This window comes from Paenibacillus sp. FSL k6-2145, from assembly GCF_037976585.1.
Classification (GTDB): Bacteria; Bacillota; Bacilli; order Paenibacillales; family Paenibacillaceae; genus Paenibacillus.
Map to the genome: position 1 here is coordinate 6206001 of NZ_CP150267.1, position 13314 is coordinate 6219314.

Here is a 13314-nt window from a genome sequence, read left to right on the forward strand (position 1 = left end):
ATGGAGGTATGCTCATGAATAAATATGACCCATTAAACGAATATTTATGTTCAAAAGTCACCCTTACACTTACATACGCAGACATAGAATACATTATAGGAAGCAAGCTCCCCGAGAGTGCTTTCAAAGATCGAACATGGTGGGGAAACACAACCAATGCCACTCGTGTTCAAGCTCATTCTTGGTTAAAAGCTGGATGGAAGGTTGAGAAGGTGAATTTAGGTGAAAATATCACTTTCATTCGTAGTAGTTGATTAATATAAAAAAAGAAAATCAGCCTATAGTTTTAGGCTGATTTCTTAAGCATATCTCTTAAGTTTTCAGTAAAGAAAAGATAACCATACTTTAAAAATGTTATAATCACCTGAAACATTATAAGGTTACCCAGCTACATGTAATAATTATGGGTAAACCTTATATTGAGTTGGTTCTAATACTAATTGGTCGGTAAGATCACCCTGGTAAATACAAAACTCAGGATTGTCATTAATGTTGTAAACCCTGTACAAATAGTAGCTATTCTTCTTTTCTTGAGAAAACAATACTTCTCTCAGAGTTAAATAGTACGGAGTGTAAATATCACCTACAGTTGCTTTAACTTCTATATATTTCACTTCCCCATCAGGGGTATAAGATTTTATATCATAACCTAATCCGTCTCCAATAAGATCGGAGGAATGCTCAACATCATCTGCTAAGTCAGGTCTTCCCGCTTCTATAAGTTTATCCTTTTCATATTGGACAACTAACATTTCTCCGAGATCACCTACTACTTTGTTCTTTGCATTAGTCTGAACAAAATCAACCTTTCTCCCTTTAAAACTGTTCTGGCTCTTTTTATTTCGTTTCTTTTTAGGAGGCGGTGGAACTAAAGTAAGTTCTTTTGATGGACTGGCATGAACGATCGTTAAATCTGATATTTCATCAACAAGTTCTATACCTAATAAAGATGCTCTTTCTTTATCTAAATCCCAATCAAGTATCTGCCATTTAAAATATACTGGCTCTTCTTTCGAAAGATCATGCTCAACGTAAGCTAATTTCCCCATATAAATATATCTAGGATCATTGCTAGCTGTGCGTAATAGTAAATAAACATTGCTTTTTTCATGATCGTGATCAATTAGCCTTTTCACGGTTTTAGATCCCAACTTTTGCTTGGGTTGAGATTGCCAATTCACCAGTCCATTAATGTTTATCTCTTCATCAAATGTATGGTGAGCTTCTTTTTTACCATAGGTTACAAATAAAACGAAATCGTTAGGTGCTTCTTTCAAAGGAATTATCCCTTTTATTCCCCATGTCCCCGTCTGTGGAGTAAATTTTGTATGAGGCTCGAAAATATCATGAATTTCTTTCCGGCTATATTTCTCATATCTAACCAATGGTTTTCTCGCCAAAGCCACAAATTCACGAGTAAAATCACTTACGTTTGTGGAATTGAAAGAGTCGTACTCCTCTAACAAAACCTGGCTAGTCTCTGGATCAAGGACTGTAAACTTTTGAATCGGATTATTAATAGAATAACCAATTTGGCTGTTGAGTTCTTTCTTTGAAATATTTTGCTGGATAATATTATTTAAAAAATAAATATACTCAAAGGGATACTCAGTATCCGGCCATAATTTCTTTGCCAAATCAATATTATGTAGTTTTAAAGTCACTGTTCCTGATGCATAAATAGTCCTACCTGCAAAAAGAGCTACATCACCTTTCTGAACTTTGTCCCACTGCCTTTTATTACTCAGGTCAGCAGATTTTATTACACCCCATACAGGCACATTATCCTCACCATAAATCAATTGAACCTGGGAGAGCTGTTCTTCAGTTAAAAATTCGCTAAGGACTTCTTGAGTAACTTTTTGCTGTATGGTTTTTTCAAAATGTTCTAATGGTTTATCACTTGCTGCAGGTTGTAATAGGATTTGAGTCATGTTAGTTATCACCTCTAAAATTCATTGTATTTCTTTTTGGAACCATAAGACTTCTCTACAGGATACTTATCGGCATTTTTCTTTATCTTCTTAAGCAGTGCTTCCTTGGGTTCTATGCCAAGATCATGGCAAATTAGTAGCACGTAATAGAGAACGTCTGCTAATTCGTCCTGAAGCTTGTCTTTATTTTGCTCGATTGCTTCCTCACTGCTCTTCCATTGGAAGAGCTCGAGTAATTCGCTCGCCTCTAGATTTAAAGAAATCGCAAGGTCCTTGGGGTTATGAAATTGTCCCCAGTCTCGCGCATCTCTAAATGCCGTTATTTTTTTAATTAATTCATCCAATATTAACCACCTCGAATTAATCATTTGACAAACTGTGTCAAAACCCTTGCTTATTTTGAGCTGGTATCATTTTGATTTATCCATGATCTTTTACCGCTGAGACCCCCGACCCTAATCCCAGTGCGTTCGTTCCAGACAATCGGCTCAACATTGCCAAATTCCTCTATGATACGGCGAAACTTCTCTATTCAACATCGCCAGGCTGAAGGTCTACACAGAGGCTGTAGGCTGCTGCGTTAATCTTATCGATTGGCACGATTCGGATGTTGACTGTAGCAGATAAGCCACAGTCATTTACAGATTTCATTTCTCCACTCTCATGATTACACGCTTCATAAGAGAGAATGCTGATACCAACGATAGTGCAAAACAAATATTCGATACAACAAAGACATTTTTCATAACAGCTAACTCTATATAGATGTTTGAGTAGCTCAACATTAACTGAATAGAATTCAGTAACATAAATAGAATATAAGCTGTAATACCAACCGTTAAGGATTTTTTCCAAGCTGCATCAATAAGTACTTTATTATTCAATGCCACAACAGCGATCAGAATAGCAGCAAACCCTAAAGCCAGCGTAATATTTGTGCTAGCCATCATTCTATATAAATCTCTTTTCTCTACTATCGATTGTTCACCTGTAAAAACTATTTCAATGGTAATAGCAATGTAACCTAATATCACTATGCTTAGAAAAAGCCAATCTGAATGTTTCAATATTTTTTTCATCAAGTATCATACCCCTCTCGAATTCTGAAACAGCCTTTTTGCACCTGACAATAATTAACGGCACTCAAGGGATTTATTAGACAAATTATTGAGGCCTAAGATTAAAACCCTTGTATGATATCTTAGCAAAATTCTTTATCTCTTCACCATTAAGAGTAAACCCTAATTTTAATTTATCAGTGTTGAACCACCATGTACTATCACATGACCAATGTAGAAAAAGAGAATCAGCATGTCTCTTTTTCAGTTGATCTAAATATTCACCATCAAGATGAATTCCATCAAAATCTTTCGCAATCAAATTATAATTATTTTTATATTCATTTTGAACAATCTCTTCTTTGTCAAAACTATTAATCGTGAATATTTTAGCATCAGATAAGACGTTAAATACGTATCCGTTATAAACTTCAGCCAATGGTTTGTATATTTTAAAATGCAACCATTCGCAACAAATATCATGTCTGTATGTTGAAGTCCAGAATCCGCCTACCCGATCATAAGTTTCGTACGATTCATAGTAATCATTAGTAACTTTTGAAAGGTCTAAGTTACTTGTAGCCAAACGCAGATGGATTTGTTGTTCTTTCATTATTGTGCCTCCGTTATGTAACTTGTAACACACTTATAAACTTCAACATAAAAAGATTCAGTTAAAAATTGAGTTGAGTTGGTTTCAACGTTCGTATAACCTTCATATGTATGCATAAAATGGCTCAGTTGCTGTTCTCAACTATCAATGGACTAACACACGAGAACATAAGAACTCATTTAGCAAGACTTAGAACGGCTCAAATTCTGTCAATATGAGAGCAAAAGAAAAACCTTCGGAGATGTTAATCTGGCATTCGCATCGTAACTACTCTTTCACCTACACAATAAACACATTTGAGAGTAACTTCTGCTACAAACGGATTGATATATTTTCTTGTTGTTGCCTTAAGGTTATTTGTACCACACTCTACACAAACATATTCTTTTGCTTCATTTCTTATATATGAATAAAAACCGTCTTCAAATTCACCCATAAACTTTCCTCCTTATATCACAACTCGACAAAAGAAAAGGCCCCTTCGTTTAGGCTCCCAATACACTTTTGATATATGCTCCAATAACACCTCCTATTATTGCAGAAAGTGCCATTTTAGTTAAATCCCAATAAATTTGCCACTTTCGTTCACTGAGCTTCCGTTCGACAACCAACAGTTTCAGTTCCACTGTCGACTTAGTGTCATCAATTTCTTTATTAATAAATTTGATGATTTCCGGACTTGCGAATTTAGAGAAGATGTTCAAACTTGTCAAATGTTTCTCATGCTCCTTAAATTCAGACAGAATAAACTCATTGAGTCTAACCCGAAGAGCAGATATATCTTTTTTTCTAACTTCAGTCTGAGAAATTTCCTGAATTAAGTATAATAATTCTTTCTTTAACTCCTCAGTTAAAATGGCAAATGTACTTGTGATCGCAAACGTACTTCTTAGGACATTGTTACTTGCAAGTTCAGCGATTTTTTCACTTGGTGCATTCTTGATCTTGCCGGCTATAGATTCTAATGAATAATCAATAACATCACTAATTTTCAAAGCACTCCCCCCAGTCTCTTATAATTCGACATCAGGGAAGATTTCCCTTCCTAACACAAGGTCGTCTACAACAAAACTGCTTAACTCCATCCCATCTACCCCATACACAACCCTTGCACTTCTCTGGCTGCTTGTTGGGGCGAATGCGTATCTTCTTCCGTCTTCTGCTGATGACTTCAATTCCTCCAATAAAAAAAGCCGATCCAGTGAAGGAACGACTTTAATGTGATATGTATGATGTTGGTTTTACGTCCTAAAAGCATGCGCCCGAAACTGTCGCCGCAAAAACGCTGTGCTCTTTGCTTTAAAAGCATACGTTCTAAGTTACAAGAGAGGAAGAACAAGACCATTTTACATATGATGCAAAATTCCGGTCAAGGAACTGAAAACAGGTGAGTCCCGATGAACTAGAACAAACCCGTCGTTTCCTGCTGAATGCTTACTATTTCGCATTTGATTTTCAAAACAACAAAACAACCGAAGGAGCATAGCAGAAACTCTATCAGGAGTTCCCTTTGCTCGAATGCCTCCCGGTTGGCCTATCGGTTGCTTTACTGAGAACTGGAAAAGGTGAGAAGATGAACGCCCCAGTCATATGCCGCTAGTACAGCTGTGCGTTTCATTCTCGCCCGATTTCCACAATACAAATATATCATGTAAAAAATCCAGCTCAGGGCCAAGTTAAGGTCAAAACATGGCCATTTAGCGGTCTCTTGTTTGATTTCCAGTTAGAATATCTAGAAATTCGTCTGTGTAATGGTTAAACTTTTGATTAATTAAAGGTAAACGTTTCTTGGAATAGGATCTTTTATACAAATAATTGTTAAATGATATATAGGGAGCCAGTCTAGTTTTGTTATCAAGAATCCTGAATACTGGTTTAGCCCCCTGTTTCGCTATTATCGCTAATAAACTTTCATATTCTTGAATATCAAAATGATAAATTGATTTTACTGGAATTTCTAATCTACCAAATACATTATCTTCAATATCTTTCATAAAATTCGGTAAAGTCGCAATAGATCCCTGTGTTACAACGGCAAGATAGATCTCCTCTATCCCTGCTACAGAAGAATGGTTCTTTTCTATCAATTTCTTTATGCACCTAGATAGTTGAAGAATTGGACTTTCGATCATATTTCCCATATCAGAATGAATCGTTTCGTGGTTCTTGTTAATAATTGAGTCTAATTTTAATCTTCTATTCTTTACTTCAACCGCAAGTAACTTCTTACCTAAGCGAAGCATATAATCAGGCGATTTATTGTTACCGAATGTAAATTCGGGAATGACTTTATAATCAATATTTGACAAGCTTACTGCCTCTTCAGTAATAATCTCCACATACTTTTCGAAGCATCTTCCTATGAAACTTATAATTTGTTCATTATCTTTGGAAAAGCATTCTCTAATTTTAAAAAACAATTGAGAAAACATCTGCTGTCTTAGAAGGTTCACACTAAAAGGTAAGTAAAAACCATTATCCAGTTTGATCAATGGTTTCTCTTTGAACAGTTGATAATTCCAGCTATTATCTATGTTTTCAGCAGCCCATCTCTTGGCCACTTTTATGTCTACCGAAAGTTCATCCAGTATTTTGTCAATTTTCACATGTTCAACAAATTGTTTGAAAAAATCCAAATCTCTTGCTGCGCTTTTGCTCATATCATTTTTAGCCGCATCAAACGACGAAAAAATAGAAAATATACATGCTAAATATTCCGTAATACTATAATTATATTTTCCTTGAAAAGCAGCATTTATATCCATATACTCCCTAGAATTGAAGTTGTCTTTGTTCTTTGCAATTTCATCATAAATCACACAGGCACGCGCTAGTGCTGAAGCAATGTCCTCGTGTGAATTAAAATTAAGATTACTAAACATCTCATAAAGAATTTCATCTTCATCGTTCTCATCTTTTTTTTCATACAGATAATCTCCAATTATAAGATGAAGATACAAATTAGTACTTATGCTTCTGTTAGTTTCAAAAAAAGCATCAATTTTATTCCAATCTCCATATGAGAGAAACCACTTCCATAGTGTCAATAAACCCTGTGGTGTGTATAACTTCATCCCTTCAACTTTTTGTATAATTAATTCAGAATTAGTTACGTTTGTTTTCAAAAAAGTAATAAATTCATGTCTGATTTTTTTTTCATCAAGTTCATCTCCATTCAACTTTGAAAGAATATTTATCATTCCCCCAAGAGGAAGATCATGTATAATATCCTTCAAACGTTCTTTGTTAAATACTTCTCCAAAAAGGTCACTGTAAGTTGCAAATATTTGAATTGGATATGCTTCTGAAATTTTCATATTTCCCCTCCATAATCACAGTTTATCATAAAAAAATAGCTAACACTTTTTTTGTCAGCTATTTCACTTCATTTAGTAGAACATTGTTAACTACATTTAAGTTTAGAATTAAAGCCAACATATTTATTGCTTCATTTTTAATTCTTCGATATGTTCTATCACTCACCCCTATCTCTCCACAATTGATATAATCAAACTCTCCCTCAACATCAAGATAGCTTCGCTGGATTACTTCCCGTTGAACGGATGATAACTTTTCCATTGCTAAACTGAGCAACCGATCCATCTCTTTCAACTCAGTTTCCTTATCTACATTATATATAGCAATTGTCTCAGTCTGCTTGCTGATCACATTTGTGGACTGGTGTTCTCTGTATACATAAGCTTGAATGATTGCTGCCTCACGTCTCACGAAACCGATCTGCCGGTACTGACGAACGATTTCAATATATTCTTCCACAGCGCGGCGGGTAGCCTTCTCGTCGATTGGCAGTATGTTAAAAGTTAATTGTAAGTTGTTTTTTCGGCGTTTCCCCATTTTAATCCCCTCACCGTGTTATAATTTGGTGATGGTAATAGTTTAACCCCCGCGGACCCGACCAAGGATTGCGGGGGTTTCCTTTATTCAGATATTTACATTTTCCAATAACATTCCGATAAATATATAAACAATGCAGATAGGAGCAAACGAATGAGTACTGTTATGGATTTCGATAGATATTTAGAAACATTGGTCACTGATTACAAACAAACCAGCTCTCATATAAACGGATTAAGTTTGAATGATTTAAAAGAATTAGTCGGCTACATAGACGGTAATATTGAAAAAAGTAAGCAAATATCAACTTTCGGTTTAAGCCTCACATTAGTTGGTGCTATAGTTTCTTTCACTTCAAGTAATATTTTGATCGCTTATGATTCTATTCTCACGATTAAAATCATTATTTCTTGCATACTCTTATTAGTCTTCACTTTCATCTTATTTAGCGTTTTGAAAGATACTCGTAATGAAAGAGAGAAAATAAAAATTTTTATTATTATAAAAAACAGAGTAGAATTTCGTATTACTGAACTAAACTCCAAGCCTTGATTGACTGAGAATTTCATCAGAAGGCTTACGCTACCCCATTTCCTATCATCTGATCTTTAACTGCCTTCTTGTAACGAGAAACCGCGCCACTCAGCTTGCCTTGCGAAATACCCATGCTGTCTGCAATTTCACGCCATGTTGCATCACTTCCGCGCTTACGTTCAATGGCAGCTGGGACGTCTAAAGTGATGTCAGGAATGATCGGGCGCTTCTCCAAGATATAACGCTCCAATTCGTCTGGATCGATGTCGCCATCTGAACCCTCTGTGTCGCCTTCAGGTAAATTCTTATCTGCCGGCGGCTGCGGATCAACTTCTAAATCATTAGAAGAGAATTCCATTTCCTTCGGCTCGGAATCTCCACCACCTTCCGTCATCCAATCAGGTATTTCATTGTCATATTTTTCACCATAAAGTTCAGGTTCTTTATCGATAGTAGTCATTAAGTCCTTAACAGCAAATTCATACTTAATAACTTGAGCTGCCAGAATGCCGAGACTTATATCCATATCCTCTGCGATCTCTCGCAAAGTTTCCCCTGTTCTACTCCGGCGTTCAAGTACAGGGAGAACATCAAGGTCCAATCCGGGCACAACAGGGCGATGCTGAAGGATATACTGCTCAAGTGTATGCTTGTCTGAATCTTGTACATCATCCTGCTGATTCAACCGATTGCCTTCACTATCGAAGAGCTTCGCCTGGTTCTCGTCCTTCTCTTCCTGTCCTGAACCTTCAATCTTGGTGACTACCCCAGATGCATCGGTTGTTACGCGGCGGCCACCTTGCCAAGTGTCATACATTGGGTCCCGTTCTTCATCATCGAAGTCAAAAGCTCCCTGCGGATCGCCCAGGTATACCATGACCTCTTTTTCTTGCATCTTAGCTAAAACAGATAATCTTGATTCGACTGCAGCAAGTGGGATAAGCAACTTAATTGTGACATCCTTTGTACCAACACTGATTCCTTTTGCCACTTCTGCCGTAAATTTCACCATTTCATTTGCCATGATTGTTCATCTCCTAAGATTTAGTTAGATAGGTCTTTGATTTTCACTTCAATGCGTGGCCGTGCGCTATAACGCTTCTGAGCAAATACCTCAACCACTTGGCTGTCATCCTTCCAGATAACGCCCTTGAGGGCATCCTTCACACCTTTCAGATAATTGTCCACGTCCGGCTTGCTGACTGGCCTGATCTCTCCAGACTCGGCCTGCGCGGCCTTCTTCTTACTAAAGGATTTGGGAATTGACCTGTACACTGTCAACATCATTCCGAGCGGGCCTTCCAACAATGCGTTTGGCGCATGCTCAGCAGCTGCCAGTCGGACATAATCCTTGTATCCCTTCGACTTCTCCGGGTCATACATTCTCACGAACCCGCCTTGAGTTGAAGCCCGAGGCCTCCCCTGCGCCACCGGTTCACCATATACCGTGAAAGTGATCATCTGCGTCGCCGCCCTTTCGTTCTTTCTCTACGCCGTTGACGTGCAGGCAGCATGTCCCGCTTAATGACAAATATCTCGTCCAGTTTACGACCATCGTCACCGCGGACAATGTAACTCAAATGTGTCTGATGGTGCGGATCAATCAGCTTTCGCATGCCGCACCTCCAGTTCCGACAATTGCATCAAACTCAGCGATCCCTTCGTGGAGCTCAGTTTGATCAATTCCCGCAAATTCGGCCTGCAGCTCATCCCGATCTGGGACCTGTCCTGTATTCATGAATCGATGTCTCATGTACTCTGACACCGACCATCTGGTATACGTACTGCCCATCATGCTCCCCGCCGAATTGTTCTCGCTTTACCTGAAAAACGATGAACAATGACCATTTGGTCTGGCAGATCCCTTTCAACTAACCAGTTCTCTGCATTCAAGCCATTAGCCTTAATCTCAATCTTTTGCCGCTTTGTTGGCCGCTTCCCTTGCTTCATGTCCGTTCCTCCTTATGCCCACTGGCGTTGTTCAATGTTTTGAGGCCGTTGTGGCGGTTTTGGTCCGAATGAATCGTTATGAGTGCGTTGGTAATTGACGAATTTATTGAACTGTTTCAGGAAGACCAGTTCAACCGTGCCTACTGGACCATTCCGCTGCTTACCGATGATGATCTCGATGATGTTCTTCTTCTCCGACTCCTGGTTGTAGTAGTCGTCCCGGTACAAGAACGCTACAATGTCGGCATCTTGCTCGATCGAACCCGATTCCCGTAAGTCACTCATCATCGGACGTTTGTCCTGGCGTTGTTCAACCGCTCGGCTGAGCTGGGACAATGCAACAACCGGAACATCCAATTCACGAGCCAATTGCTTCAATGTCCTTGAAATCTCGGAAACTTCTTGTTGTCGATTCTCAGAACCTTTTCCCTGACGACCTGCGATGAGCTGAAGATAGTCGATGACTATCATCCTCAGTCCTTCTTGCTTTTTCAGACGACGGCACTTCGCGCGAATCTCGTGAACAGTGATACCCGGCGAATCGTCGATACGGATATTTGTAGCACCTAGGATTCCGACTGCTTGAGCAAATTTTGTCCAATCATCTGAAGCAAAATCGCCCATTCTCATGTTGCTCGCGTCGATGTTCCCCTCGGCACATACCATCCGCTGAACAAGCTGAGCTGCCGACATCTCTAAACTGAATATGGCTACCGGTTCGGTATTCCGAATGGCCACGTTTTGAGCAATGTTCAGAGCGAAAGCCGTTTTACCTACTGATGGTCGAGCGGCAACAATAATCAAATCACTCTTTTGCAATCCGGCTGTGATACTGTCCAAGTCTGCAAATCCGGTCTGAATACCTGTGACTGTGCCATTCTTAAAGTTGTCAGAACGAATCTCGGCAGATTCCACAACATCAATCAACACATTTTCAATTCGCTTAAAATCCTGTTTTGGTGCTGCTCGATCAGTTAACTTGTTCTGTGCTTGTTGAGCACTGGACATTAACTGCGATATTTCCGTCCCTGCAGCTGCTTGTTGTATCAGAAGCATATTCGTCCGAATCAGATCCCTGCGAATTGCCATATCCTGAAGCTGTTCGAAGTAGTAACCGGCATTCGCGACAGTTGGTACTCCCCCCGCCAACTTAGCAAGGTAACTCACTCCACCGATATCATTCAGTTCACCTTTGTCCTTCAGACTTTCCGTCACTGTAACAAGGTCGATCGGATTTTGACCTTCAGCCAATCCTGCAATCGTTGTGTAAATTAGGCTATGGGCCTTATCGTAAAAAGCGTCAACTGTGAGCATTTCGGCATGTTCCAATGCTTCATCTGGCTTTAGCAACAAGGCACCCAATGCTGCCTGTTCAAACTCCATGCTGTATGGCAGGTTATTTTCTATGTCGAAGCCGTTCAATTAAACCATCCTTCCAGCCTGGCGGAGGTGGGCAAGCCACTTCTGCTGCCGCTTCTCTCTTTGCAAAAAATTCAGCAGTTACAGCACGCATCCGATTACGTTCAAGCTGTTCACCCAACTGTCCGCGGATTTCAGCAATATTCGGTGCCCACTTCCCTGTCCGTACATGTTCTTGAAGGTTTTGCTGAGCTGCTTCAAACGAGAAGTCATGCAGATACTTCATGTGACGATCCACATTTTCCTCACTCACGTCGAAATGGGGGTAGTTCTCCTTGATCTCGATCAGCAAGTCAAAAATTTCTGCTCTATCCACGCTTACGTTCCTCCTCCGCTCGCCGCCTTAGATCTGCGAGTTCCTGTTGCTGACGGCTTAATCTGCGCGGCTGAGTAGCCGCTGGCGCTTGTACGTTTGGAACCAAAGCAGGTTTAAATGGCTGCTGCTGTTCCGGTACTTGATGAATTTTCCAAGCTTCCTCGATGCCTTCGACGTAGTATAAAAAACTCTTGGGAAGCTTGAAGCTATTTCCCTCACGAATGCGTTTTGCCTGAAGCAGGCTTGCCATAGTTTGGATGGTAAAAGGGCTAGGCGTACCTCCGGCGACCATCTTACCCATGGCTAAACGTTCTTTCTGAGAAACATTAAAATCCAGTTTGTTGTGCATCTTGCAATAAGCATCCAATATTTCAATCATTCCATCGTCTCCGGAAGGAATAGGATTCAATATGTCATCCCATGAATCCGAATCTTTAACAGTAGTAATAGTAGTAGTACTATCTTTTAGATCGGACAGTTTTGTCCGATCACTACCCAAATTTGCTGTGTGATCGGACATTTCTGTCTGATCACTAGGCGACTGATCGGACAATATTGTCTGATCACCGTGATTGTGATCGGACACTTTTGTCCGTTCACTTTCGACTGATCGGACATTTCTGTCTGATCTCTTCTTTGAATTTTTAACCTTTAATATCAACCCTCTTGGTGCCCTGGTAACATTGATGTACTGATGTTGTTCAAGTGCATCCATCCATCTGCTGACGGTCTTATCATTGACTCCGAAGTATCCAGCAATCTCAGACAGCTTCATTGGCTTGCCGCCGAGGACAACGCCCCAGACAGTTTCCTCCTCCTCAATCTCCTTCGTAGTTGAACTGATGCACCAGAGGAAAAGCCATATCGCGTTGCCTATGTTCTTGTAGTGGTCTGGCTCCAAGATGCCGGAGTAAATCGGAAACGGGTAACTGCCATCGGGCATGTTGCTCAACCCCTTTTTAATGCTGTGAACTACTTACTGCGTAAACGGCGACATCTAACTTGCTTTCATTGCCTGTTATCTCTTGAATGACTGTTTGAATACCTCGACCAAACTCGGTGATTAGATTGTTAATGACTTCTGGCATTTGATCCGGTTCAGACACCATTGCGGCTTGAGCACCAAGTGCATAGGCCACATCCTTCAAGTGCAATTGGAGAGCAGTAGATCCGCGACCATCAGCTTCTTCAAACATTTGCTGAAGCTGGTTGAAGACTGCCTTTCTGCTGGTCTGTGTGGTGTTGTTCATTCTGATTGCTCCCTCCTAATCCAATTCGAACTTGTTTTTGGACCCTTTCCCATGCATCAGCGTAAACAGCTTCTGGATCATCATCGTCATGTAAGTCAACAACAATGTTCGCTTCCACTTTCAAACTTTGGAAATTGCCCAGGTTCTTCGTATATGAAGCCCCAACAGAGACTTGCTTAACAGTTGCCATGTATCATCGACCCTTTCTGTGTTGTAAGAATACATGCGGATACTTAGCCCTCTTAACCTCCCAATCCGGGTACCCGCGTTCAAAATACGCAATAGTTTCACGTTGAAAGGCTGCCTTGTCAGTATCAAACAACTTCCATATCCGTTTCCCCATCATGCTCTTAAGGAGCGGCTTGCCTGACAGATCGTTCATATC

Annotated in this window: 20 protein-coding genes; 2 read left to right on the forward strand and 18 right to left on the reverse strand. The window is 39.9% G+C overall.

The genetic code is table 11. The features are described from left to right. Nucleotides 1-14 precede the first annotated feature (14 nt). Nucleotides 15-254: a hypothetical protein gene (locus tag NZ043_RS27320; protein ID WP_339309738.1), complete on the forward strand. Its 240-nt coding sequence runs from the start codon at nucleotides 15-17 to the stop codon at nucleotides 252-254. Nucleotides 255-401: 147 nt separating this feature from the next. Here the strand turns inward: NZ043_RS27320 and NZ043_RS27325 are convergent, their stop codons facing one another. The 9 genes from NZ043_RS27325 to NZ043_RS27365 all read right to left on the reverse strand — a co-directional run bounded on the left by NZ043_RS27325 (nucleotide 402) and on the right by NZ043_RS27365 (nucleotide 7460). Then, nucleotides 402-1934, reverse strand: coding sequence for a DUF3427 domain-containing protein (locus tag NZ043_RS27325; protein WP_339309739.1), 1533 nt, complete (start codon nucleotides 1932-1934; stop codon nucleotides 402-404). 14 nt (nucleotides 1935-1948) lie between these two features. Then, the gene (locus NZ043_RS27330; protein WP_339309740.1) at nucleotides 1949-2302 is read right to left on the reverse strand and encodes a nucleotide pyrophosphohydrolase; all 354 of its coding nucleotides are present in this window, start codon (nucleotides 2300-2302) and stop codon (nucleotides 1949-1951) included. 160 nt (nucleotides 2303-2462) lie between these two features. Beyond that, nucleotides 2463-2585, reverse strand: a complete 123-nt coding sequence (locus NZ043_RS27335; protein WP_339309741.1) for a hypothetical protein — start codon at nucleotides 2583-2585, stop codon at nucleotides 2463-2465. Further along, a complete protein-coding gene (locus NZ043_RS27340) occupies nucleotides 2582-3013 on the reverse strand; it encodes a hypothetical protein (RefSeq protein ID WP_339309742.1) in 432 nt (143 codons plus the stop codon). The genes NZ043_RS27335 and NZ043_RS27340 overlap by 4 nt, the downstream gene beginning before the upstream one ends. 85 nt (nucleotides 3014-3098) lie before the next feature. After that, nucleotides 3099-3605 (reverse strand): hypothetical protein, encoded by a 507-nt coding sequence (locus NZ043_RS27345; RefSeq protein WP_339309743.1) that lies wholly within the window; start codon nucleotides 3603-3605, stop codon nucleotides 3099-3101. A gap of 244 nt (nucleotides 3606-3849) precedes the next feature. Further along, on the reverse strand, nucleotides 3850-4041 hold the full coding sequence (locus tag NZ043_RS27350) for a hypothetical protein (RefSeq protein ID WP_339309744.1): 192 nt from the start codon (nucleotides 4039-4041) through the stop codon (nucleotides 3850-3852). 49 nt (nucleotides 4042-4090) lie between these two features. Further along, nucleotides 4091-4600 (reverse strand): hypothetical protein, encoded by a 510-nt coding sequence (locus NZ043_RS27355; protein WP_339309745.1) that lies wholly within the window; start codon nucleotides 4598-4600, stop codon nucleotides 4091-4093. 702 nt (nucleotides 4601-5302) lie between these two features. Further along, entirely contained in the window at nucleotides 5303-6922 is a 1620-nt protein-coding gene (locus tag NZ043_RS27360; RefSeq protein ID WP_339309746.1) for a nuclease-related domain-containing protein, read from the reverse strand. 58 nt (nucleotides 6923-6980) lie between these two features. After that, nucleotides 6981-7460 carry an ArpU family phage packaging/lysis transcriptional regulator gene (locus NZ043_RS27365; protein WP_339309747.1) on the reverse strand — a complete coding sequence of 160 codons (480 nt, stop codon included), beginning with the start codon at nucleotides 7458-7460 and terminating at the stop codon, nucleotides 6981-6983. Nucleotides 7461-7613: 153 nt separating this feature from the next. Between NZ043_RS27365 and NZ043_RS27370 the strand changes: the two genes are divergently transcribed. Further along, nucleotides 7614-8012 (forward strand): hypothetical protein, encoded by a 399-nt coding sequence (locus NZ043_RS27370; protein WP_339309748.1) that lies wholly within the window; start codon nucleotides 7614-7616, stop codon nucleotides 8010-8012. A 25-nt stretch (nucleotides 8013-8037) separates the two neighbouring features. On the opposite strand, the gene NZ043_RS27375 is transcribed toward NZ043_RS27370, so the two are convergent. The 9 genes from NZ043_RS27375 to NZ043_RS27415 are packed head-to-tail and all read right to left on the reverse strand — an operon-like array spanning nucleotide 8038 to nucleotide 12929. Then, nucleotides 8038-9018, reverse strand: coding sequence for a hypothetical protein (locus NZ043_RS27375; RefSeq protein ID WP_339309749.1), 981 nt, complete (start codon nucleotides 9016-9018; stop codon nucleotides 8038-8040). 20 nt (nucleotides 9019-9038) lie between these two features. Then, the gene (locus tag NZ043_RS27380; protein ID WP_339309750.1) at nucleotides 9039-9455 is read right to left on the reverse strand and encodes a RusA family crossover junction endodeoxyribonuclease; all 417 of its coding nucleotides are present in this window, start codon (nucleotides 9453-9455) and stop codon (nucleotides 9039-9041) included. After that, entirely contained in the window at nucleotides 9452-9610 is a 159-nt protein-coding gene (locus NZ043_RS27385) for a hypothetical protein (protein WP_339309751.1), read from the reverse strand. Before NZ043_RS27385 ends, NZ043_RS27380 begins: the two co-directional genes overlap by 4 nt. Then, nucleotides 9598-9732, reverse strand: a complete 135-nt coding sequence (locus NZ043_RS27390; RefSeq protein ID WP_256338082.1) for a hypothetical protein — start codon at nucleotides 9730-9732, stop codon at nucleotides 9598-9600. Before NZ043_RS27390 ends, NZ043_RS27385 begins: the two co-directional genes overlap by 13 nt. Nucleotides 9733-9785: 53 nt before the next feature. Further along, complete coding sequence (locus NZ043_RS27395; protein ID WP_339309752.1) at nucleotides 9786-9944, reverse strand: hypothetical protein; 159 nt, start codon at nucleotides 9942-9944, stop codon at nucleotides 9786-9788. Nucleotides 9945-9956: 12 nt separating this feature from the next. Then, nucleotides 9957-11327, reverse strand: a complete 1371-nt coding sequence (gene dnaB / locus NZ043_RS27400) for a replicative DNA helicase (RefSeq protein WP_339312890.1) — start codon at nucleotides 11325-11327, stop codon at nucleotides 9957-9959. Between the two features lie 13 nt (nucleotides 11328-11340). Then, nucleotides 11341-11679 carry a replicative helicase loader/inhibitor gene (locus NZ043_RS27405; protein ID WP_339309753.1) on the reverse strand — a complete coding sequence of 113 codons (339 nt, stop codon included), beginning with the start codon at nucleotides 11677-11679 and terminating at the stop codon, nucleotides 11341-11343. After that, a complete protein-coding gene (locus NZ043_RS27410) occupies nucleotides 11672-12622 on the reverse strand; it encodes a hypothetical protein (protein WP_339309754.1) in 951 nt (316 codons plus the stop codon). The genes NZ043_RS27405 and NZ043_RS27410 overlap by 8 nt, the downstream gene beginning before the upstream one ends. Nucleotides 12623-12638: 16 nt before the next feature. Further along, complete coding sequence (locus NZ043_RS27415; RefSeq protein WP_339309755.1) at nucleotides 12639-12929, reverse strand: hypothetical protein; 291 nt, start codon at nucleotides 12927-12929, stop codon at nucleotides 12639-12641. Between the last annotated feature and the right edge of the window lie 385 nt (nucleotides 12930-13314).